Source organism: Pseudonocardia kunmingensis (assembly GCF_006716445.1).
Taxonomy (GTDB): Bacteria; Actinomycetota; Actinomycetes; order Mycobacteriales; family Pseudonocardiaceae; genus Pseudonocardia; species Pseudonocardia kunmingensis.
In genome coordinates this window covers 536,689-557,352 of sequence record NZ_VFPA01000005.1, presented here as the reverse complement: position 1 = coordinate 557,352, position 20,664 = coordinate 536,689, and the positions used below count along the sequence as shown (strand labels likewise).

Below are 20,664 nucleotides of genomic sequence, written 5' to 3'. Positions count from 1 at the left end.
CCGCCGGACCAGCCGGGCGTCTCGGGAAGCAGCCCGCAGGTGGGAGCGTATCGGCGGGGGCGCGGCGTGCAACCACGTCGACGCACCCGCGGACCGTTCCCCGTGGAGGGCGCCCTGTCGGATCACACAGGGCCACCGCACCCCGCGCCGGACGGTTTGTGGGTTCGGAGGGTGTCGGGCGCCACTCGCGGCCGGTCATCGTTCTTCCCGTCCCCGCCGCCTGCACAGCGAGGTGTCCTGTGAGCGGAACTGCCGTGAAGCGCCGTCCCCATCCCGTCGACGAGGTGCTGCCCCCGGGCAAGCTCGCGGTCTACGGGTTCCAGCACGTGCTCGCGTTCTACGCGGGCGCCGTCATCGTCCCGATCCTGCTGGCCGGCGCGATCGGCCTGTCGGACCGCGAGCTCATCCACCTGATCAACGCCGACCTGTTCACCTGCGGGATCGCGTCGATCATCCAGGCCGCCGGGTTCTGGAAGGTCGGGGTGCGCCTGCCGTTGCTGCAGGGCGTCACGTTCACCGCCGTCTCGCCCATGATCGCCATCGGGTTGGCGGCCGGGGGCGGCACGGACGGGTTGCTCGTGATCTACGGGGCGGTGATCGTCGCCGGGCTCGCCACGTTCCTCGTCGCCCCGTTCTTCGGCCGCCTGATCCGGTTCTTCCCGCCGGTCGTCACCGGGTCGGTCATCCTGATCATCGGGCTGGCGCTGCTCCCGGTGGCCGCGCTGGACTCCGTCGGAGGCGGCTCCGACCCGCAGCCGGGCAACCCGCGCCACCTCGCCTACGCGCTCGGCACCCTCGCGGTCATCGTGGCGATCCAGCGGCTGTTCCGCGGGTTCATGGCCACGGTCGCGGTGCTGGTCGGGCTCGTGCTCGGCACGGGCGTCGCGTGGCTGCTGGGTGACGCCCACTTCGACCAGGTGGGGGAGTCGGCCTGGGTCGGCGTCACGACCCCGTTCCACTTCGGGTGGCCGCAGTTCAGCATCGCGGCGATCGTGTCCATGATCGTGGTCATGCTCATCACCGCGGTGGAGACCACCGGGGACGTCTTCGCGACCGGCGAGATCGTGGACAAGCGGGTCGGGCGCGAGGACGTCACGCGGGCGCTGCGCGCGGACGGGCTCTCCACCACGATCGGTGGCGTCCTCAACTCCTTCCCCTACACGTGCTTCGCCGAGAACGTCGGGCTCGTGCGGCTGACGCAGGTCAAGAGCAGGTGGGTGGTCGTCGCCGCCGGCGGGTTCATGATCGTGCTGGGGCTGCTGCCCAAGGCGGGGGCGATCGTGGCCGGCATCCCGCACCCGGTGCTGGGCGGCGCGGCGCTGGCGATGTTCGCGACGGTCGCCGTGGTCGGCATCCAGACGCTCGCCCGCGTGGACTTCCACGACCACCGCAACGTCGTGATCGTGGGTTCCAGCGTGGGGCTCGCGATGCTGGTGACCGCACAGCCGGACGTCGCGACCGCCGTGCCGGGGTGGGCGCAGATCGTGTTCGGCTCGGGCATCACGCTGGGCAGCATCACCGCGATCGGGCTCAACGTCGTGTTCCACCACGTCGGACGGGGACGCGGCCCGGCGGTCGCCGGCACGCCGGGCGCGGGCACCGTGCGGCTGGAGCAGGTCAACCGCATGACCCGCGAGGAGTTCGTCGCGACGTTCGGGCGGCTGTTCCAGGGCCCGACGGACGTGGTCGCGCGCGCCTACGACCACCGGCCCTTCGGCGACACCGCGAACCTGCGCGCGGCGTTCCAGGAGGCGTTGTTCGCCGCTCCCGCCGACGCGCAGCGCGCACTGATGTCGGCCTACCCGGACCTGGGCGGTGACCGCGTGGCCGACGGCGACGAGGGCGAGGACTCCGCACGCGACCAGTCGTGCGCGGGCCTCACCCGGCTCGCCGACGACGACCGGGAGGAGTTCGCGGCACTGGCCGCGGCCTACCGGGAGCGCTTCGGCATCCCGCTGATCGTGTGCGTGCGCGAGGCCGCCACCCGGGACCGGATACTGGCCGAGGGGCAGCGGCGCCTGGGGAACTCCCCGGCCCAGGAGCACGCCGCCGCACTGATCGAGATCGCCAAGGTCGCCAACCACCGCTTCGCCGACCTCGTGGCCGGCGCGAACCCGATCGCGACGGCCCGGGCGCGGGCCTTCGGGAGAGGAGACACATGAAGATCGCGCAGTTCGACGCGCTGGATGCCGGCGAGGCCGAGCGGGAGCTGCTCGGCGTGTGCCGGGCGCCCCGCTGGGCGCGGCAGGTCGCGGCCGGGCGGCCGTACCGGTCGGTCGCAGCGCTGCAGGAGACCGCCGCGGCCGCCCTCACCGACGCCGACCTGGACGAGGCGATGGCCGGCCACCCGCGCATCGGCGACCGGGTGGCGGCCGGGGCGTCGCGGCGCGAGCAGAGCGCGGTCGCCACGGCCGAGGCCGGCGTGCGCACCGCGCTCGCCGAGGGCAACCGCGCCTACGAGGAGCGGTTCGGGCACGTCTACCTGGTCTGCGCCTCCGGGCGCAGCGCCGAGGACCTGCTCACGACCCTGCACGCCCGGTTGGGCAACGACCCGGCCACCGAGCGCGCCGTGGCGCTGCGCGAGCTGGCGGCGATCAACCGGCTGCGGATCGAACGGCTGGTGGCCCCATGAGTCTCTCGACGCACATCCTCGACGCCACCCGCGGTGCGCCCGCCGCCGGGGTCCGCGTCCGGCTCGCCGCCGTCGACGGGACCGAGCTCGCCGCCGGCGTCACCGACGACGACGGCCGGATCGCCCGGCTCGCCGCGACGCTGGCCGAGGGCGACTACCGGATCACGTTCGACACGGCGGCCTACTTCGCAGCCACCGGGCAGCAGGGGTTCTACCCCGAGGTCACCGTCACCTTCACCGTCACCGACGCGGGGCGCCACCACCACGTGCCGCTGCTGCTGTCGCCGTTCGCCTACTCGACCTACCGCGGGAGCTGAGGGATGGGCATCACGCTGGGCGCCAACCAGTACGGCAAGGCGGAGAACCGCCTCGTGCGGATCTACCGCGACACCCCGCGCCACGAGATCCGCGACGTCACCGTGTCGACCTCGCTGCGCGGCGACTTCGCGGCCGCGCACCTGGCGGGCGACCAGTCCGCCGTGCTGCCGACCGACACCCAGAAGAACACCGCCTACGCGTTCGCGAAGGAGCACGGGCTGCGCGCGATCGAGGACTACGCGATCACGCTGGCCCGCCACTTCGTCGACGACGTGGAGCCGGTGCGCGGCGCGCGGATCGGCGTGGAGGAGCACGCGTGGGACCGCGTGCCGGTCGGCCCCCAGGAGCACGACCACACGTGGGTGCGGCGCGGCCAGGACGTCCGCACGACGGTGGTGGACGTGTCCGACGCCGGGACGGAGGTCGTCTCGGGCCTGCGCGACCTCGTGCTGCTGAAGTCGACGGGGTCGGAGTTCCGCGGGTTCCTCACCGACGGCTACACCACGCTGCCCGAGACCGACGACCGCATCATGTCCACGGCGCTGGTGGCGCAGTGGCGCTACAGCGGCACGGCCGTGGACTGGGACGCGACGTGGGCCGACGTCCGGCGCATCCTGCTCGAGCAGTTCGCGGTCGTGCACTCCCGCGCCCTGCAGCAGACGCTCTGGGAGATGGGCCGCGCGGCGCTGGAGAAGCACCCGGAGATCGCCGAGATCAGCCTGCAGGCACCGAACAAGCACCACTTCGTCGTGGACCTGTCCCCGTTCGGGCTGGAGAACCCGAACGAGGTGTTCTACGCCGCCGACCGCCCGTACGGGTTGATCGAGGCGACGGTGACGCGGGACTGATCGGCAGGCGGCCGCCTCACGATCTCGTGGGCGCGTAGGTGACCAGCATCGCGCCGCCCGCGAACGTGTCGACGCCGACGAGCCGGAGATCCGTGCGGCCCTCGAGGTCGTCGAACAGCCGCCTGCCCTCGTTCACGAGTACCGGATGGACGATGATCCGGTACTCGTCGACCAGTCCGGCGTTCGTGAGGGACTGCACCAGGACGGGGCTGCCGAACGTGATGATGTCACCGCCGTCGCGCCTGCGGAGCTCCTCGATCTGCTCGGCGACGGCGGCACCGGTGATCTGGATCGGCGGCTCGAACCCGCCCCACGCGAGGGTGCCGAGCGGATGCCGCCCGGTCACGACGACCTTCTGAGTGGTGTTGATCTTCTCTCCGATGCGGAGGGCGACGTCGGACACGTCCGGCCATTCCCCGACGAGGGGCCACTTCCGCACCAGGTCCTCGTAGGTGCCGCGACCGAGCAGGATGGTGTCGACGCCGTCCAGGGACTCGAGGAACCTGTCCAGGGAGTCCTCGATGCCGGGGTGCGCCCACTGCATGAAGTCGGTCTCGTCGCCCGACGGTGGCCCGGTGACGATGTTGTTGGCCGTGCTGTGGATGGAGACGACGAGCTTGCGCATGGTCCTGGCCCTTCGCGTCGCAGGTGGGGGGAAGGTCCGGTCGGGGCGGCGCGTGGTTCTCGAGCGCCAGGACGAGCGGCCGCGGCAGGCGCCTCTCGCCGACAGATGCCGGTGTCGCTTCGGGTCAACGCTTCTCCCCGATCAACTCGTACTTCCGTGTACGGCTTGCAGGATCGGCACTGTAGCTCGTACGAACTCGTACGAGCTAGGGTGTTCTCGTGGGATCTGCACCGAGCGACGGTCCAGCGGCACGCTCGGCCGCGCCGCCGCGGCCACGACGGGCCGACGCGCAGCGCAGCATCGCCCGGATCGTGGCCGCGGCCCGACGCGAGCTGGGCCGGGATCCGGCCGCGACCGTGGACGACGTCGCCCGCGCGGCCGGGGTCGGCCGGATGACGCTCTACGGCCACTTCCCGACCCGCGCCGCTCTGGTCGAGGCCGCTCTGGTCGACGCCTTGCTCGCGGGCGAGCAGGTCCTGTCCGGGGTCGACCTGTCCGGTGATGCTCGGCAGGCCGTGCACCGGCTGCTCACTGCGTCCTGGTCGCTGGTCGCCGAGTCCGTCGGGCTGCTGGCTGCCGCGGAGGGGACCGTGCCTGCCGAGCGCCTGCACCGGCTGCACGGCCCGCACGCCCGTCGTGTCGAGACCCTGATCCGCCGCGGTCAGCGCGAGGGCGTGTTCCGCACCGACCTGCCGTTGGCGTGGCTGACGAATGCGGCGCACCTGCTGGTGCACGGCGCTGCAGGCGAGGTCCTCGCCGGACGCCTCGCCGGCGCCGACGCCTCACGCGTGGTCAGCGCCTCCGTTCTCGGCGTCCTGGCGCCACCCGATCCGTTCCGGGTGCCGGAGACCGCCCCGAGCCGGCAGCCCGGTGATCCCGGATGAGCTGATGCCCGTCGTCCGGTCCCGCGTCAGCGCACGAGGTCGGCGATCAGGTCCTCGTGCGTCACCGTCCACGCGGCTGGTCCGATCGGGGCGGCGAACTGCACCGTGTCGCCGTCGAACCAGGGCCGGGCCCAGGGCAGGACCCGGGCGGCGAGGCCGCGCATGGCGATGTTCTCCGGCAGGATGCTGCCGCGCAGCTCGCTGTAGCCGATCTCCTCGGCGCGGGCCGCCAGTGCGGTGAGCAGTTCGCGGCCGACGCCACGCCGCTGCCAGGCGTCCACCACGGCGACGGCGACCTCGCCCGCGCCGGTGCCGTCGCCGATCACCCGGGCGATGCCGATCGGCCTGCCGCAGGCGGACGCCACCACTGCGGCCTGGCGCCGGCCGTCGACGTCGCCGAGCCGGTCCCGCACGGCCGCGGGCAGGCGCGGGATCGGCGAGTGGAAGCGCAGGTAGCGGCTGCGTGGGGAGAGGCCGGCGAAGACGGTGTCGACGGCGGCCGCGGCGTCCGCGCGGTCGAGCGGCCGCACGATCGGCGTCCGAGCAGGCGGCATAGCAGTACGAACGATCGTGCTATTTCGGGACGGTAGGACGATCACGGAAGGCCTCCGGGGTGTGGGGTCAGGCGGCGGCGTCGAGGAGCGCGGCGAGGGCGCGGCGGGCGCGGTCGGCGGCGGCGGGATCGGCGAGCAGGCGGCTCGCCAGGTGGTAGGCGAGCATCACGCCCTGCACGTCCTGCGAGAACTGGTGCGGGTCGGCGTCGGGCCGGAAGTGGCCCTCGGAGATCCCGCTGGTGAAGACCATGGTGAGGGTCTCGGTCCAGTCGCGTTGCACCCGCACGAGGCGCTCGCGGACGGGCCCGGGCTGGTCGTCCAGCTCGAACGAGGCGGCGACGAGCGGGCAGCCGCCCTCCGCCGAGTCCCACTCGAGCCAGCGCTCGAACAGGTCGCGCACGCGGGGGATGCCGCGCGGGGACCGGAGCGCGGGCCGGATGACCTCGTCGACGAACCGTTCGGTGCTGTGCTCGAGCACCTGCAGCTGCAGTGACTCCTTCGAGCCGAAGTGGGCGAACAGCCCGCTCTTGCTCATCCCCGTCTGGGTGGCGAGCGAGCCGATCGTGAGGCCGCCGAGGCCGACGCGGCGTGCCAGCCGGCCTGCCTCGTCGAGGATGACCCCGCGGGTCGCCTGCCCCTTGCTCATGGGACCAGTTATAGCACGATCGTTCGTCTCGCTACAGCGAGCGGAGCGCCAGGTACACGTCCACGCGGTCGCCGAACTCGCCCAGGTCGCGGCCGGTGAGCTCCTCGACCCGGCCGATCCGGTACCGGACCGTGTTGACGTGCAGGTGCAGCCGCTGCGCCGCCCGGCTCCACGAACCGGAGCAGTCGAGGAACGCCTCGAGGGTCTCGCGCAGCCCGGCGCCGGTGCGGGAGTCGTAGGCGAGCACCGGCTCCAGCACGCGGACGGCGAACGCGCGCCGCACCTCGTCGGGCACGGCGGCGAGCAGCGCGACGTGCGAGGTGACCTCGGCGCCGGTGACGACGTGCACCGGACCGGGGCGCAGCGCGGCGAGGTCGCGCGCGTGCCGGGCCTCCTGCAGCGCTCCGGACAGGGCGTCGGCGGTGGCGGGCCTGCTGACCCCGACCGTGAGGCGCTCGGCGCCGAGACCCGGACCGAGGCGACCCAGCGCGGTGCGCAGCGCTACGTCGACCGGGGCCACATCGACCGGGGCCACATCGACCGGGGCCACATCGACCGGGGCCGCATCGGTGGAGGTGTCCGCCGGGCCCGCGGGCAGCAGCGCGACCGCCAGACCGTCGTGCACCCCGACGACGGGCGGGCCGACGTGCGCCGCCGCGTCGGCGAGCACCGCACGAGCGGTCTCCACCGACCCGCCGTCGCGGAAGCCGGCCACCGCCACCACGAGCGGGTGCGCCGCGTCGAGGCCGGCCTGGCGCAGCCGGACCGCCGTCTCCGGGCGATCCCCCGCGCCACCGGCGACCAGCGCGACCGCGTCCTCGGCGATGTCGCGTGCCACCCGCAGGCCCTCGCTGCGGCGGGCCCGGTCGAGCGCCGCGATCGCGACGAGCTCGCCGACGGTGTCGCCGGTCTCGGCGTCCCAGCGGGTGCAGTCGCCGTCGACGGTGACGAACCAGGACGTGATCCGCGGCTCGGAGGCCGGCCCCACCGGGAACACCGACCGGGCCGTCCCGGGCACCACGGCCGGGAGCCGGTCGGCGGAGAGGAAGGTGGTGACGGCCGCGTCGAGCGCGTCGGCCGGCAGCGGGGCAGGCCCGGGGACGAGGGCGCGGCCGGTGGCGCTGAGCACGCGGATCGCCGCGCCGGTGGTGGCCGACACGTCGGCGGCGAGCTCGTCGAGCCCGAGCCCGCCCGCGACGGCCGACAGCAGCCGCCGCTGGCGGCCGAGGGTGTGCGCGAGCCGCTCCCCCCGGGCGGCGCTCAGCGCGCCGACGACCACCTCGGTGACCGCGGCGAACGACACGTGCTCCGGCACGGCGAGCAGCGGCAGGTCGTGGCGGCGGCACGCGGCGACGAGGTCGTCGGGGATCCCGTGGAACACCGCGGCCCCCGCCGCGAGCGCCACGGCGCCCGCGTCGGCGACGGCCGCCACGAACCGCTCGCTGTCGGCCTCTTCGCGCCGCCACACGAGCCCGCTGATCACCAGCTCGCCGCCGCCGAGGTAGCGGGCCGGGTCGAGGAGGTCGGTGGTGTAGACCCAGCGCACCGGCCGTTCCAGCGCCGCCTCCGGGTCCCGCCCGGCGTGCAGCAGCTGCAGGCCCAGGTCGGGCCGGGCGAGGAGGTCGCGCAGCAACAACAACGGCGGCCGCATTGGAGGAACCTACAACCCGATGCGGTGACGCGGTGGGTGATTCGTCACCTCGGCGACTTCAGCGCCACCAGTCGGCACGCTGTACTTCTCGCATGGACTTCCTCGCCCCGACGACGTGGCCCGACGCCCTCGCGGCGAAGGCCGAGCAGCCGGACGCCGTGCCGGTGGCGGGGGGCACCGACGTCATGGTCGAGATCAACTTCGACCACCGGCGCCCGCCCGCCCTGCTCGACCTCACCCGCGTGCCCGACCTGCGGGAGTGGGGCACCGAGACCGACGGGCGCGTGCGGCTCGGCGCCGGTGTCACCTACACCCGCGTCATCGACGAGCTCGGTGCGCTGCTGCCGGGCCTCGCGATGGCCGCGCGGACGGTCGGGTCGCCGCAGATCCGCAACCGCGGCACCGTGGGCGGGAACCTCGGTGCGGCCTCGCCGGCAGGCGACAGCCACCCGCCGCTGCTCGCCGCCGACGCGGAGGTGGAGGTGGCCTCGGTGCGGGGCGTGCGGCGCATCCCCGCCGCGGAGTTCTACACCGGCGTGAAGCGCACCGCCCTCGCTCCGGACGAGCTGATCGCGGCGGTGCTGGTCGCCCCGGCCGCCGGGCCGCAGCAGTTCTGCAAGATCGGCACCCGCAACGCCATGGTGATCGCGGTGTCGGCGTTCGGGCTGGCCCTGCACCCGCAGCGGAGGGCCGTCGGCACCGGCATCGGCTCGGCCGCGCCGACCCCGCGCCGGGCGGACGCGGCGGCGGAGTTCCTGGCAGGCGAGCTGGACGCGGCCGGGCTGTGGGAGTCCCGCGGCGCGCTCCCCGAAGCGCTCGCCGTGGAGTTCGGGCGGAAGGTGCGCGACGCCGCCGCCCCCATCGACGACGTGCGCGGCACCGCCGCGTACCGGCTCCACTCCCTGTCGGTGATGGCGCGCCGCGCCGCCACCTGGGCGTGGGACGACTACCGGAAGGCGGCCTGATGAGGATCGAGCTGACGGTCAACGGCGAGCGCCGCGAGGCCGACGACGTGTGGGAGGGCGAGAGCCTGCTCTACGCCCTGCGCGAGCGGCTCGGCCTGCCCGGGTCGAAGAACGCGTGCGAGCAGGGCGAGTGCGGCTCCTGCACCGTCTACCTCGACGGCACCCCGGTGTGCGCGTGCCTGGTGGCCGCGGGCCAGGCGCAGGGACGGGAGGTCACCACCGTCGAGGGGCTCGGGTCGGCGGAATCGCTGGACCCGGTGCAGCAGGCGTTCCTGGAACGCGGCGCCGTGCAGTGCGGGTTCTGCACGCCCGGCTTGATCGTCTCCACCCACGACCTGCTGCAGCGCAACCCGAACCCGTCGGACCCGGAGATCCGGGAGGCCCTGGCGGGGAACCTGTGCCGCTGCACGGGCTACGAGAAGATCATGGATGCGGTCAGGACCGCGGCGGAGGCCACCCGATGATCATCGAGGGCGCGCACGTCGTCACCGTCTCCGGCGACGAGTTCGCGGGCGGGCACGTCGTCGTCGAGGGCAACCGGATCACGGCCGTCGGCGCCGGTCCGGCCCCGGACCGCGCGGGCAACGAGGTCGTCGACGGGCGCGGCTGCCTGCTCACCCCGGGCTTCGTCAACACCCACCACCACCTCTACCAGTGGGTCACGCGCGGCCTCGCCGTCGACGCCACGCTCTTCGAGTGGCTCACCACGCTCTACCCGGTGTGGGCGGGCATCGACGAGCACGCCGTGCACACCGGCGCCCGCGGCGCGCTGGCCCAGCTCGCGCGCACCGGCTGCACGACCACCACCGACCACCACTACGTCTTCCCCCGCGAGGGCGGCGACCTGCTGGGCGCCGAGATCCGCGCCGCGGCCGAGGTGGGCCTGCGGTTCCACCCGACGCGCGGGTCGATGGACCTCGGGCAGCGCGACGGCGGCCTGCCACCCGACCACGTCGTGGAGGACCGCGACGCGATCCTCGCCGCCTCGCAGGACGCGATCGACCGCTGGCACGACCCGTCCGCCGGCTCGATGCTGCGGATCGCGCTCGCGCCGTGCTCGCCGTTCTCCGTGACGGGCGAGCTGATGCGGGAGTCGGCCGAGCTGGCCCGGCGGCGCGGCGTGCGGCTGCACACCCACCTCGCCGAGACCGTCGACGAGGAGGACTTCTGCCGCGAGCGGTTCGGCTGCTCGCCGCTGGAGTACGTCGAGGGGCTCGGCTGGACCGGTGACGACGTGTGGTTCGCCCACGCCGTCCACCTCGACGACGCCGCCGTGAAGAAGGTGGCCGCCACCGGCACCGGGGTGGCGCACTGCCCCTCGTCCAACGCGCGCCTGGGCGCCGGGATCGCCCGCACCCGGGACCTGCGCGACGCCGGCGCCCGCGTCGGCCTCGGCGTCGACGGCGCCGCCAGCAACGAGGCCGCGAGCCTGCTCGAGGAGGTGCGGCACGCGCTGCTGTTCGCCCGCGCCGTCGGCGGGCCCACGGCGCTCGGCGTCCGGGACGCACTGGAGCTGGCCACCGCAGGCGGCGCGGCCGTGCTCGGGCGCGGGGACGAGATCGGCACGATCGAGGCGGGCAAGCTCGCCGACCTCGCCCTGTGGCGCATCGACGGCCCGGAGCACGTCGACGTCGCCGACCCGGTCGCCGCGCTCGTGCTCGGCTCGCCGCCGCCGCTGGAGCTGCTGCTCGTGAACGGCCGAGCCGTCGTCGAGCGTGGCCGGGTGCTCACCGTCGACGAGGAGGCCGTCGGGCGCGAGTGCGCCGCGGTCCACCGGAACCTCCTGGAGAAAGCCTCATGACCAGTACCGAAGCGAGGACGCAGGGCCGCATCGGCGACAGCCCGCTGCGCCCGGACGGCACGCTCAAGGTCACCGGCGAGTTCGCCTACGCCAGCGACCTGTGGCACGACGACATGGTCTGGGGCGTCACGCTGCGCAGCCCGCACCCGCACGCCCGGATCGTCGCGATCGACATCACCGAGGCGCTGCGGGTCCCGGGCGTGTGCGCGGTGCTCACCGCCGACGACGTGCCGGGCGAGAACGCCGTGGGCCTCGAGCACCTCGACCAGCCCGCCCTCGCGACCGGCGTGGTGCGCTACCAGGGCGAGCCGGTCGCGCTGGTGGCCGCGGACCACCCGGAGACCGCGCGCCGGGCCGCGAAGCGGATCGTGGTGACCTACGAGGAACTGCCCGCCGTCACCGACCCCCGCCGCGCGCTCGACCCGGACGCGCCGCTGGTGCAGGAAGGCGGGAACCTCGTCCGCGAGGTGCGCATCCGCCGTGGCGAGGAGGAGCCGACCGCACCGGTGGTCGTGGCGCTGGACTTCGAGGTCGGCATGCAGGACCAGGCCTTCCTCGGGCCGGAGTCCGGGCTCGCGGTGCCGGCCGAGGACGGCGGCGTCGACCTGTACGTGGCCACCCAGTGGCTGCACGTCGACCAGGCGCAGGTCTGCCGCGTGCTCGGGATGCCCGAGGAGAAGGTGCGGTTGCACCTGGCCGGCGTCGGCGGTGCGTTCGGCGGGCGCGAGGACCTGTCGATGCACGTCCACGCCTGCCTGCTCGCGCTGCACACCGGGAAGCCGGTGAAGATGAGCTACAACCGCGAGGAGTCGTTCTTCGGCCACGTGCACCGCCACCCGGCGTGGCTGCGCTACGAGTTCGGCGCCGAGCGCGACGGCACGCTCGTCTACGCGGCGGCCGACATCCTGTTCGACGGCGGCGCCTACGCGTCCTCGACCGGGGCCGTGGTGGGCAACGGGGGCACCCTCGGCCTGGGTCCCTACCGCATCCCGAACGTCCGCGTCGACGCGCGCGGCGTGTACACGCACAACCCGCCGTGCGGGGCGATGCGCGGGTTCGGCTGCGTGCAGGCCGCGTTCGCGCACGAGGCGCTGATGGACTCACTCGCCGACACCGTGGGCGTCGACCGGGTGGAGATCCGCGCCCGCAACGGCATGCGCGAGGGCGATGTCAACATCACCGGCCAGCTGATCGACTCGGCCGCCCCGGTGGCGGAGCTGATCCGGATCGTGCGCGACCTGCCGCTGCCGCCCGAGCCCGCCGAGGCGCGCGACCTGCGCGAGCTGCCGGGCGGAGTCTCCAACACCACGCACGGCGAGGGCGTCGTGCGCGGGGTCGGCTACGCGGTGACCTACAAGAACGTCGGGTTCTCCGAGGGCTTCGACGACTACTCGACCGCGCGGGTGCGGCTGCAGATCACCGGCGGCGAGCCGGTGGCCACCGTGCAGACGGCCGCCGCCGAGGTGGGCCAGGGGCTCATCACGGTCGAGCAGCAGATCGTGCGCACCGAGCTGGGCGTCGAGCGGGTCGTGGTGGCGCCGAAGGACACCTCCGTCGGCTCCGGTGGGTCGACCTCGGCGTCGCGGCAGACCTACGTCACCGGTGGCGCGGTCAAGGCGGCCTGCGAGGCGGTGCGCGCGGCCGTGCTCCGGCGGGCCGCCGCGCAGCTGGAGCGCTCCGACCTGCGACTGGACGGCGACAAGCTCGTCTCCGACGGCGGCGAGGTGCTCGCGGGCCTCGCGGAGGTCCTCGGCGACGACGTCGTCGAGGAGACCGTCGAGTGGCGCCACCGCCCCACGCACCCGATCGACCCGGAGACCGGCCAGGGTGACGCCCACGTGCAGTACGCGTTCTCCGCGCACCGCGCCGTGGTGGACGTCGACGTGGAGCTGGGGCTGGTGAAGGTCGTCGCCCTGGACACCGCGCAGGACGTCGGCAAGGCGATCAACCCGGACGCCGTGGTCGGCCAGATCCAGGGCGGCAGCGCACAGGGCATGGGGCTGGCGTTGATGGAGGAGGTCGTGGTCACCGACGGGGCCGTGCGGAACCCGTCCTTCACCGACTACCTGATCCCCACGATCCTCGACATGCCGCCGATGAAGATCGAGGTCCTCGAGTACGCCGACCCGCACGCGCCCTACGGTGTGCGGGGGGTCGGCGAACCGCCGACGATCTCCAGCGGCCCGGCCGTGGCCGCCGCGATCCGGGCGGCGACGGGACGCGCGCTGCGGCGGGTCCCGATCCGGCCGGAACACATCGTCGGCGCCTGACGGCGCCCCGTGAGTGGATACGGGTGCTCCGGCACCCGTATCCACTCACGACCTTGGGAGGAGCTCTCGATGCCGCGCATGTTCCTGAACGGCACCGCCATGTCCGGCGGCGCCGACCACCACCTCGTGGGCGGCGCCCCGCTCGTCGCGCGCACCAGCACCGCGCCGCGCTACCGCTTCCACGCCGTCGGCGGCCGCTACCCGGCCCTCGAGGACGTCGGCGAGGGTGGCGCCGCCGTCGAGGGCGAGGTCTACGACCTGTCCTACGAGCAGCTGCGCGAGGTGCTGCTGCCCGGCGAGCCGGACGGCCTGGAGCTGGGCGTCATCGAGCTGGCCGACGGCAGCGGGTCGCTGGCCATGGTGCTGCGGCGCGAGTACCCGGCCCTGCCGGAGCTCACCGACATCTCCGGGCTGGCGAGCTGGCGGGCCTACCAGGAGCGGTCGTGATCGTCGTCCGGGCGCAGCGGGCCGTCGTCGACGGCACCGAGCGGCCGGCGGCGGTGCTCGTGGCCGGGGAGCGGATCGAGGCGGTGCTACCCGTCGACCTCCCGGTGGAGGCGGCCGAGGAGGTGGTCCTCGCCGACGACGAGGTGCTGCTGCCGGGGCTGGTCGACACGCACGTGCACGTCAACGAGCCCGGCCGCACCGAGTGGGAGGGCTTCGCCACGGCCACCCGGGCGGCGGCGGCCGGTGGCGTCACGACGATCGTGGACATGCCGCTCAACGCGCTGCCGCCCACCGTCGACGTGGCGGCCCTGCAGACCAAGCGGGCGGCCGCCGCGGGGCAGTGCGCGGTGGACGTCGGGTTCTGGGGCGGGGCGGTGCCCGGCAACGCGGGCGAGCTGGCCGCGCTGCACGCCGAGGGCGTGTTCGGCGTCAAGTGCTTCCTGCTCGACAGCGGTGTGCCGGAGTTCCCGCCGCTGTCGGTCGACGACCTGGTGACGGCGTGCACGGCGGTGGCGGCCCACGGCGGACTCCTGATCGCGCACGCCGAGGACGGCGAGCTCGTCCGGGCCGCGGCAGGCCGGCGCTACGCCGACTTCGTGGCGTCCCGCCCGCCCGAGGCCGAGGACGGCGCGATCGCGACGCTGCTGCGGGTCGCCCGCGAGACCGGGGCGCGGGTGCACGTGGTGCACCTGTCGGCGGCCTCCGCGCTGCCGCGGCTCGCCGCCGCCCGCGCCGAAGGCCTGCCGGTGACGGTCGAGACCTGCCCGCACTACCTGGCCCTCACCGCCGAGGAGGTGCCCGACGGCGACACCCGGTTCAAGTGCTGCCCGCCCGTGCGCGAGGCCGCGAACCGGGACGCGCTCTGGCAGGGGCTGGCCGACGGCGTGATCGACATGGTGGTCTCGGACCACTCGCCGTCACCGCCCGCGCTCAAGCACCTGGAGACCGGCGACTTCGGCACGGCCTGGGGCGGCATCGCGTCGCTGCAGGTCGGGCTCCCGGTCGTGTGGACCGAGGCCCGCCGGCGCGGCCACGGGCTCGCCGACGTCGTCCGGTGGATGGCGGAGCGGCCCGCCGCGCTCGTCGGGCTGCCGCACAAGGGCCGGATCGCCGCGGGCGGCGACGCCGACCTCGTCGTCTTCGCGCCGGACGCGCCGTTCGCGGTGGGGGACCTGCACCACCGCCACCCCGTCACCCCGTACGCCGGACGGGAGCTCGCGGGCGTGGTGCGGAGGACGTGGCTGCGCGGCAGGCCGGTCGACGCCACGCCCCGCGGCCGGCTCCTGCGGCGCGAGGGGGCTTCCCGAAGTCCGGGAAAGCCACTTTCATGAACGTGCAGGACAGCGATGTGGCTTTCCTGAACCCCCCACCGACCCGAGGATGCGATGACCCGCACGACCCGCTCGACACCACGCTGGACCGTCAACTGCTCCATCCTGTTCACCGAGCTCCCCCTGCTCGAGCGCCCCGCCGCGGCCCGCGCGGCCGGCTTCGAGGCCGTCGAGTTCTGGTGGCCGTTCCCCACCGCGGCCCCCGCTGACGCCGAGGTCGAGCGCTTCGTCCGGGCCGTCGAGGACGCCGGTGTGCAGCTGACCGGCCTCAACCTCGCCGCGGGCGACATGCCCGCCGGTGACCGCGGGCTCGCCTCGTGGCCGGGGCGCGAGACCGAGTTCCGCGACAGCATCGACATCGCCGCCGCCGTCGGGAAGCGGCTGGGCACGCGCGTGTTCAACGCCCTCTACGGCAACCGCGTCGACGGCGCCGACCCGCGCGACCAGGACGAGCTCGCCACGCAGAACCTCGCGCGTGCCGCCGCGCTGCTGGAGGGCACCGTGGTGCTGGAGCCGCTGAGCGGGCCCCAGCCCTACCCCCTGCGCACCGCCGCCGACGCCCTCGCCGTGGCCGACCGGGTCGGCTCCGCGAACATCGCCCTGCTCGCCGACCTCTACCACCTCACCGTGAACGGCGACGATGTCGCCGCCGTGATCCGCGAGCACGGCGCCCGCATCGGGCACGTCCAGATCGCCGACGCCCCCGGCCGGCACGAGCCGGGCACCGGCGAGATCCCGTTCGACGCGCACCTGGCCGCCCTGCACGACGCCGGGTACGACGGCTGGATCGGGCTGGAGTACGCGCCGACCACCACCACCGAGCAGGCATTCGACTGGCTGGAGCAGAAGTGAGCACGATCGCGTTCATCGGCCTCGGGATCATGGGTGCCCCGATGGCGGGCCACCTGATCGACGCCGGGCACGACGTCGTCGGTCACAACCGCTCGCGTCCCGCGGTCGACGCACTGGTGGAGCGGGGCGGGCGGGGCGCGGACAGCACCGCCGACGCCGTCCGCGACGCCGACGTCGTGATCACGATGGTGCCCGACGGCCCGGACGTCGAGGCCGTCGCGCTGGGCGACGACGGGATCTACTCCTGCGCCAAGCCCGGCACGCTGCACGTCGACTGCTCGACGATCCGCCCCGACGTCACCCGTGCGCTCGCCGAGGCGGGGGCGGAGCGCGGCATCCGGGTCGTCGACGCGCCCGTGAGCGGTGGCGAGGCCGGCGCGAAGGAGGGCACGCTGTCGATCATGGTCGGCGGCGCGGAGGACGACGTGGCGGCCGCGCGCCCGTACCTGGAGGTCGTCGGCGGCACGGTCGTGCACGTCGGCCCCGCCGGTGCGGGCCAGACGGTCAAGGCGGCCAACCAGCTCATCGTCGCCGGCAACATCCAACTGCTCGCCGAGGCGCTGGTGCTGCTGGAGGCGCAGGGCGTGGACACCGCGGCCGCCACCGAGGTGCTGGGCGGCGGGCTGGCCGGCAGCACCGTGCTGCAGCGCAAGGCGGCCGGGATGCGGGCGCGGGAGTTCGCGCCCGGCTTCCGGATCGACCTGCACCACAAGGACATGGGCATCGTCACCGCCGCCGCCCGCGAGGCCGGCGTGGCCATCCCGCTCGGTGCGCACGTCGCGCAGCTCGTCGGTGCGCTGCGCGCGATGGGGCACGGCGACCTCGACCACAGCGCCCTGCTGCTGCTCGTCGAGCAGCTCTCGGGGCGCGGCGAGCGCGCCTGACCGGGACGCCCCAGGCTCCCACCCGGACGAACGGCACTTTCGTCGGTTCCTAGCCGACGAAAGTGCCGTTCGTCATGCGGATCCCGTTGTCGTCAGCCGGGCTCGGAGGCGGGGCGGAACCAGCGGCCCGCGCCGAGCGGCTGGTCGCTCGCCCGGATGCCGCGCAGGTGCGGGGGCAGGACGGGCAGGTCGGCCAGCACCGCGGGAGTCAGCCGTGCGCCGGTGGCCGGGCGGGCGACGAAGTGGCCCTGCACCAGGTCGCAGCCCTGGCGGCGCAGCTCGTGCAGCTGCCCGGCGCGCTCGACGCCCTCGGCCACCGTGCGCAGTCCGAGGTGGCGGGCCAGGTCGAGGATGCCGCGCAGGAACCAGCGTTGCTGCTCGTCGTGGTCGATGTGCGCCACGAACGACCGGTCGATCTTGACGGTGTCCGCGGGGGTGCGGGCCAGGCGGGAGAGCGTGCTGTAGCCGGTGCCGAAGTCGTCGAGCGCGACCCGGACGCCGAGCGCCCGCAGCCGGCGCATCACGTCGACGGCGCTGCCGGGGCGGTTGTTCACCGCGGTCTCGGTCATCTCGAGCGCGAGCTGCCCGGGGGACAGGCCGTGGCGGCGCAGGACGCCCGCGACCCGGTCGGGCAGCCCCTCGTCGCCGAACTCGGTGGGGTCGACGTTGACCGCGATGCGCAGCCGCCGGTGCGCGAGCCCCGCGGTCCACGCGGCGAGCTGGGCGCACCCCTGCTCGAGCATGAGCGCCGTCAGCTGCCCGGACAGGCCGGCCTCGGCGCACGCGGGCATGAACTCCGACGGCGGGACGGCGACCCCCTCGTGCGTCCACCGCGCCAGCACCTCGAGCGCGGAGATCCGCCCCGAGACGGGGTCGACGACGGGCTGGTAGATCGCGTGCACCTCGTGGCGCTGCAGCGCGGTGGCGAACGCCGCGGACAGACCCGGCCCCCGGCGCAGGGTGCCGCGCCGGGCGGCCGGGTGCACCGGGTCGGGGCGCCGCCCCGCGGGCAGGTCGGCGGAGTGCGCCGCGACGTCGCCCTTCCCGGACGCCTTCACCGCGTACATCGCCACGTCGGCGCGGTGCAGGAGGGTGGCGGCGCGGGTGGCGGCGTGGGTGCCGGGGCCGGTGTCCTGGTCGGCGTCGAGGCCGGCCACCCCGATGCTCGCCGACACCTCCACGGACCGCCCGTGGACGTGGAAGGGCGTGCCGAGCGCGGCGAGCAGCCTGCGGGCGACCACCGTGGCGTCGTCGCCCTGCTCGACGAGCACCGCGAACTCGTCACCGCCGAGCCGGGCGAGGGTGTCGGAGCTGCGCAGCGCACCGCGCAGCCGGGTGGCGACGCCGGTGAGCAGGGCGTCGCCCGCGGCGTGGCCCAGCGTGTCGTTGACGGCCTTGAAGCCGTCGAGGTCGACGAACGCGACCGACACCGACTGCCCCGAGCGCTCGGCCCGCTCGAGGGCGTGCTCGAGCCGGTCGAGGAACAGCGCGCGGTTGGCGAGGCCGGTGAGGGGGTCGTGGAAGGCGAGGTGGTGCAGCTGCACCTCGCGTTCCTGCACGGCGCGGGTGAGCTCCTGGTTCTCCCGCACGGTGACGTACTGGCGCGCGAGCACCAGCAGCACCAGCCCGACGACCAGCGCGACCTCGAGCATGTCGGGTCCGGCGTCGACGAGCGAGTCGAGGGCGGCGAACACGGCCGCGGCGGTGAGCGGCACGTAGGGCAGCAGGAGTGCGGCCCGCCCGGACTCGCGGGGCGGGGGAGCGGCCGAGGTGAAGGGCGAGGAGTCGCGCTGCACGAGGGCACCGGCGATCGCGAGCAGGCAGAACGCGGCCCGCCAGCCCCACTCGCCGATCGTGCCGACGGTGTGGCCGCCCGCGGCGATCTGGTAGGCGAACGCGGCGTCGGACGCGGTCATGGCGAGCAGCGCTCCGCCGAGCAGGCCCCAGCGCAGCGGCGCGTCGCGCGTCTGCGCGACGGTGAGCACGGCGACGGTGAGCAGGACGGCGTCGGCGACGGGGTAGACGAGCGACGGCGCGACCTCGTGCACCGCGGTGCCGGAGCGGGCGACGACGGTGTCGAGCACGCTGACCCAGGCCACGAGCCCGATCGCGCAGCCGAACACGAGCGCGTCCAGCAGCCGGCGCGGCGTGGCCATTCCCGCGCCCGGCGGCGCGAGCCGGGCCAGGCCGACGAGCGCCGCGGCGGGGAAGACGAGGAAACCGACGTCGGCCGCCGACGGGTACGCGGTGCCCGGCCCCGCCATGCTCTCGTGGACGGTCCACACCGCCTGCCCCGCGGCCCACGACCAGCACGCCACGGTGAGCGCAGCCCAGCCGCGCCGCGCCTGCGCGCGGCTGCGGCGCGCCGCGCGCAGGCAGCACGCCCCGCCCGCGGCGGCGAGCAGCAGGACCCCGAGGTTGGCCGCCAGCCGTTGCGCGTCGCCGTCGAGGGCGAGGTCGAGCCCGCCGAGGACGACGAGGGCCGCGGCGGCACCGGCTGCGGCACTCGCGCCCGGGCGGGGGGTCCGCGCCGGAGGGGCTGCGGTCATCGAGCTCCGTTCTCCCGGGACGGGTGCAGGTGGACAGTGAATCGGCCTCCGTGCCCGGCGCGTCGTCCGGGTCCCCGGTTCCACCCGATCCGGTGCATCCCGGCCGGCTGCATCCCGATCAGTCGCACATCCCGGTCAGTGCCCCCGCGCGAGGAGCAGTCCGATCGACTCGGTCGACAGCACCCGCTCGATCCCCAGCACGGTCGCACCGGCCAGCCCGGCGTACTCGCCGAGGACGCTGTTGGTGAGGACCAGGTTGCGGGTGGCCAGTGGCAGGGCGCGCTGGTAGGCGACGCTGCGCACGCCGGCCAGCAGCTCGTCGCTCGCGGCGGACAGGCCGCCGCCGATCGTCACGCGCGCCGGGTTGTAGAAGTGCACGAGCGTGGCGACGAGCTCGCCGATCAGCCCGGCCGCCTCCCGCACCGCCGCGACGGCGGCCGGGTCGCCGCGGGCGAGCAGCGCGCGGACCTCCTCGATCGGGACCGGCGGGCCGGGCTCGCCGAGCCGGCGCGCGATCGCCCCCGCGGACGCGACCGCCTCGATGCAGCCCACGTTGCCGCAGACGCAGGCGTCGTCGGGGGCCCCGCGCACCCGGACGTGCCCGATGTCGCCCGCCGCGCCGTCGGCGCCGTGGTGCAGCACGCCCTCGCGCCCGACGAGGCCGCCGCCGATGCCGGTGCCGACCTTGACGAACAGCAGCGGCGTCTGGTCGGCGGGCAGTGCGCGGGCCTCCCCGAGCGCGCGGAGGTTGACGTCGTTCTCCAGCACGGCCGGGCAGCCGAAGGTCCGCGACAGCCGCGCGGCGACGGGGTAGGCGTGCCAGCCGGGCATGATCGGTGGCCGCACCGGCACCCCGCGGGTGCCGTCGACCGGCCCGGGCAGGCCGATCACGACCGCACGCACCGGGACCCCGGCCGCCCCTGCCTCGGGTGCCAACCCGCGCAGCGCGGTGAGCTCGGTCTCCACCGTCCGGAGCACGGCGTCGGGGCCGTCGCGGACGTCCACCGCCACGTGCGTGCGGGCGAGAACCCGCTGGGACAGGTCGACGACGGCGAGGTGCGCGCTGCTCGCCCCGACGTCGGCGAGCAGGACGTGGCCGCCGCGCGGGGAGAGCGCGAGCCGGTCCGCCGGCCTGCCGCGCCCCGCCGTCGGCCGGGTGCCGTCGACGTGCAGCAGGCCCCGGTCGAGCAGCTCGTCGACCGCGGTGCTCACGGTGGTGCGCGCCAGGCCGGCCGCGGGCACGAGGTCGGCCTTGCTCACGGCCGCGCCGGAGGCGACCAACCGGGCCACCGTGCTGAGCGTGACGGCGGCCTCGATGCGCCCGGACAGCGGGGGCGCGGACAGCCGCAGCGGCGGCAGCGGCTCCTGCGGGGTCGGTGGGAGCATCACGGTCCGATATCGACGGAA

The 20,664-nt window shown here is 74.9% G+C and carries 19 protein-coding genes; 13 read left to right on the top strand and 6 right to left on the bottom strand.

What is annotated here, in order from left to right; translation table 11 throughout:
- The first annotated feature begins 239 nt into the window (after window positions 1-239).
- Genes uraD (FB558_RS36200) through pucL form a run of 4 tightly spaced genes read left to right on the top strand, consistent with a single transcriptional unit; the run spans window position 240 to window position 3,798 of the window.
- Entirely contained in the window at window positions 240-2,162 is a 1,923-nt protein-coding gene (gene uraD / locus FB558_RS36200; RefSeq protein ID WP_142061589.1) for a 2-oxo-4-hydroxy-4-carboxy-5-ureidoimidazoline decarboxylase, read from the top strand.
- Entirely contained in the window at window positions 2,159-2,632 is a 474-nt protein-coding gene (gene uraD, locus FB558_RS36195; RefSeq protein WP_142061585.1) for a 2-oxo-4-hydroxy-4-carboxy-5-ureidoimidazoline decarboxylase, read from the top strand. Before uraD (FB558_RS36200) ends, uraD (FB558_RS36195) begins: the two co-directional genes overlap by 4 nt.
- Window positions 2,629-2,949, top strand: coding sequence for a hydroxyisourate hydrolase (gene uraH / locus FB558_RS36190; protein ID WP_142061581.1), 321 nt, complete (start codon window positions 2,629-2,631; stop codon window positions 2,947-2,949). The genes uraD (FB558_RS36195) and uraH overlap by 4 nt, the downstream gene beginning before the upstream one ends.
- Before the next feature lie 3 nt (window positions 2,950-2,952).
- Window positions 2,953-3,798 carry a factor-independent urate hydroxylase gene (gene pucL, locus FB558_RS36185; protein WP_142061578.1) on the top strand — a complete coding sequence of 282 codons (846 nt, stop codon included), beginning with the start codon at window positions 2,953-2,955 and terminating at the stop codon, window positions 3,796-3,798.
- Between the two features lie 16 nt (window positions 3,799-3,814).
- Here the strand turns inward: pucL and FB558_RS36180 are convergent, their stop codons facing one another.
- Window positions 3,815-4,423, bottom strand: coding sequence for a dihydrofolate reductase family protein (locus FB558_RS36180; protein WP_142061575.1), 609 nt, complete (start codon window positions 4,421-4,423; stop codon window positions 3,815-3,817).
- A 218-nt stretch (window positions 4,424-4,641) separates the two neighbouring features.
- Here FB558_RS36180 and FB558_RS36175 point away from each other — a divergent pair, with 218 nt between their 5' ends.
- A complete protein-coding gene (locus FB558_RS36175) occupies window positions 4,642-5,307 on the top strand; it encodes a TetR/AcrR family transcriptional regulator (RefSeq protein ID WP_142061572.1) in 666 nt (221 codons plus the stop codon).
- 26 nt (window positions 5,308-5,333) lie between these two features.
- On the opposite strand, the gene FB558_RS36170 is transcribed toward FB558_RS36175, so the two are convergent.
- The 3 genes from FB558_RS36170 to FB558_RS36160 all read right to left on the bottom strand — a co-directional run bounded on the left by FB558_RS36170 (window position 5,334) and on the right by FB558_RS36160 (window position 8,158).
- Window positions 5,334-5,837 carry a GNAT family N-acetyltransferase gene (locus FB558_RS36170; protein WP_211367068.1) on the bottom strand — a complete coding sequence of 168 codons (504 nt, stop codon included), beginning with the start codon at window positions 5,835-5,837 and terminating at the stop codon, window positions 5,334-5,336.
- Window positions 5,838-5,928: 91 nt separating this feature from the next.
- Window positions 5,929-6,507 carry a TetR/AcrR family transcriptional regulator gene (locus tag FB558_RS36165; RefSeq protein ID WP_142061566.1) on the bottom strand — a complete coding sequence of 193 codons (579 nt, stop codon included), beginning with the start codon at window positions 6,505-6,507 and terminating at the stop codon, window positions 5,929-5,931.
- Between the two features lie 31 nt (window positions 6,508-6,538).
- Window positions 6,539-8,158 carry a PucR family transcriptional regulator gene (locus FB558_RS36160; protein ID WP_142061563.1) on the bottom strand — a complete coding sequence of 540 codons (1,620 nt, stop codon included), beginning with the start codon at window positions 8,156-8,158 and terminating at the stop codon, window positions 6,539-6,541.
- 92 nt (window positions 8,159-8,250) lie between these two features.
- On the opposite strand from FB558_RS36160, the gene FB558_RS36155 reads away from it, so the two are divergent.
- From FB558_RS36155 to FB558_RS36120, 8 genes are all read left to right on the top strand, one after another.
- The gene (locus FB558_RS36155) at window positions 8,251-9,123 is read left to right on the top strand and encodes an FAD binding domain-containing protein (RefSeq protein WP_142061560.1); all 873 of its coding nucleotides are present in this window, start codon (window positions 8,251-8,253) and stop codon (window positions 9,121-9,123) included.
- The gene (locus tag FB558_RS36150) at window positions 9,123-9,587 is read left to right on the top strand and encodes a (2Fe-2S)-binding protein (RefSeq protein ID WP_142061557.1); all 465 of its coding nucleotides are present in this window, start codon (window positions 9,123-9,125) and stop codon (window positions 9,585-9,587) included. The genes FB558_RS36155 and FB558_RS36150 overlap by 1 nt, the downstream gene beginning before the upstream one ends.
- On the top strand, window positions 9,584-10,924 hold the full coding sequence (locus tag FB558_RS36145; RefSeq protein WP_142061554.1) for an 8-oxoguanine deaminase: 1,341 nt from the start codon (window positions 9,584-9,586) through the stop codon (window positions 10,922-10,924). Before FB558_RS36150 ends, FB558_RS36145 begins: the two co-directional genes overlap by 4 nt.
- On the top strand, window positions 10,921-13,194 hold the full coding sequence (gene pucD, locus FB558_RS36140; RefSeq protein WP_142061551.1) for a xanthine dehydrogenase subunit D: 2,274 nt from the start codon (window positions 10,921-10,923) through the stop codon (window positions 13,192-13,194). The genes FB558_RS36145 and pucD overlap by 4 nt, the downstream gene beginning before the upstream one ends.
- 69 nt (window positions 13,195-13,263) lie before the next feature.
- On the top strand, window positions 13,264-13,641 hold the full coding sequence (locus FB558_RS36135; RefSeq protein WP_142061548.1) for an allophanate hydrolase-related protein: 378 nt from the start codon (window positions 13,264-13,266) through the stop codon (window positions 13,639-13,641).
- Window positions 13,638-14,972: an allantoinase AllB gene (allB, locus tag FB558_RS36130; protein WP_142061546.1), complete on the top strand. Its 1,335-nt coding sequence runs from the start codon at window positions 13,638-13,640 to the stop codon at window positions 14,970-14,972. Before FB558_RS36135 ends, allB begins: the two co-directional genes overlap by 4 nt.
- 54 nt (window positions 14,973-15,026) lie before the next feature.
- Window positions 15,027-15,824 (top strand): hydroxypyruvate isomerase family protein, encoded by a 798-nt coding sequence (locus tag FB558_RS36125; RefSeq protein WP_142061544.1) that lies wholly within the window; start codon window positions 15,027-15,029, stop codon window positions 15,822-15,824.
- Window positions 15,821-16,708 carry a 2-hydroxy-3-oxopropionate reductase gene (locus tag FB558_RS36120; protein ID WP_142061543.1) on the top strand — a complete coding sequence of 296 codons (888 nt, stop codon included), beginning with the start codon at window positions 15,821-15,823 and terminating at the stop codon, window positions 16,706-16,708. Before FB558_RS36125 ends, FB558_RS36120 begins: the two co-directional genes overlap by 4 nt.
- A 92-nt stretch (window positions 16,709-16,800) precedes the next feature.
- Here the strand turns inward: FB558_RS36120 and FB558_RS36115 are convergent, their stop codons facing one another.
- Together FB558_RS36115 and FB558_RS36110 are read right to left on the bottom strand one after the other, a co-directional pair.
- Window positions 16,801-19,257, bottom strand: a complete 2,457-nt coding sequence (locus tag FB558_RS36115) for a putative bifunctional diguanylate cyclase/phosphodiesterase (RefSeq protein ID WP_142061541.1) — start codon at window positions 19,255-19,257, stop codon at window positions 16,801-16,803.
- A gap of 135 nt (window positions 19,258-19,392) precedes the next feature.
- Entirely contained in the window at window positions 19,393-20,643 is a 1,251-nt protein-coding gene (locus tag FB558_RS36110; RefSeq protein ID WP_142061539.1) for an ROK family protein, read from the bottom strand.
- Window positions 20,644-20,664: the final 21 nt, after the last annotated feature.

Excerpts from the sequence above, each read along its gene's own strand:
- uraD (WP_142061585.1), top strand. The coding sequence starts at position 2,159 with ATGAAGATCGCGCAGTTCGACGCGCTGGATGCCGGCGAGGCCGAGCGG.
- uraH (WP_142061581.1), top strand. The coding sequence starts at position 2,629 with ATGAGTCTCTCGACGCACATCCTCGACGCCACCCGCGGTGCGCCCGCC.
- pucL (WP_142061578.1), top strand. The coding sequence starts at position 2,953 with ATGGGCATCACGCTGGGCGCCAACCAGTACGGCAAGGCGGAGAACCGC.
- FB558_RS36180 (WP_142061575.1), bottom strand. The coding sequence starts at position 4,423 with ATGCGCAAGCTCGTCGTCTCCATCCACAGCACGGCCAACAACATCGTC.
- FB558_RS36165 (WP_142061566.1), bottom strand. The coding sequence starts at position 6,507 with ATGAGCAAGGGGCAGGCGACCCGCGGGGTCATCCTCGACGAGGCAGGC.
- FB558_RS36160 (WP_142061563.1), bottom strand. The coding sequence starts at position 8,158 with ATGCGGCCGCCGTTGTTGTTGCTGCGCGACCTCCTCGCCCGGCCCGAC.
- FB558_RS36155 (WP_142061560.1), top strand. The coding sequence starts at position 8,251 with ATGGACTTCCTCGCCCCGACGACGTGGCCCGACGCCCTCGCGGCGAAG.
- FB558_RS36150 (WP_142061557.1), top strand. The coding sequence starts at position 9,123 with ATGAGGATCGAGCTGACGGTCAACGGCGAGCGCCGCGAGGCCGACGAC.
- FB558_RS36145 (WP_142061554.1), top strand. The coding sequence starts at position 9,584 with ATGATCATCGAGGGCGCGCACGTCGTCACCGTCTCCGGCGACGAGTTC.
- pucD (WP_142061551.1), top strand. The coding sequence starts at position 10,921 with ATGACCAGTACCGAAGCGAGGACGCAGGGCCGCATCGGCGACAGCCCG.
- FB558_RS36135 (WP_142061548.1), top strand. The coding sequence starts at position 13,264 with ATGCCGCGCATGTTCCTGAACGGCACCGCCATGTCCGGCGGCGCCGAC.
- FB558_RS36125 (WP_142061544.1), top strand. The coding sequence starts at position 15,027 with ATGACCCGCACGACCCGCTCGACACCACGCTGGACCGTCAACTGCTCC.
- FB558_RS36115 (WP_142061541.1), bottom strand. The coding sequence starts at position 19,257 with ATGACCGCAGCCCCTCCGGCGCGGACCCCCCGCCCGGGCGCGAGTGCC.
- FB558_RS36110 (WP_142061539.1), bottom strand. The coding sequence starts at position 20,643 with ATGCTCCCACCGACCCCGCAGGAGCCGCTGCCGCCGCTGCGGCTGTCC.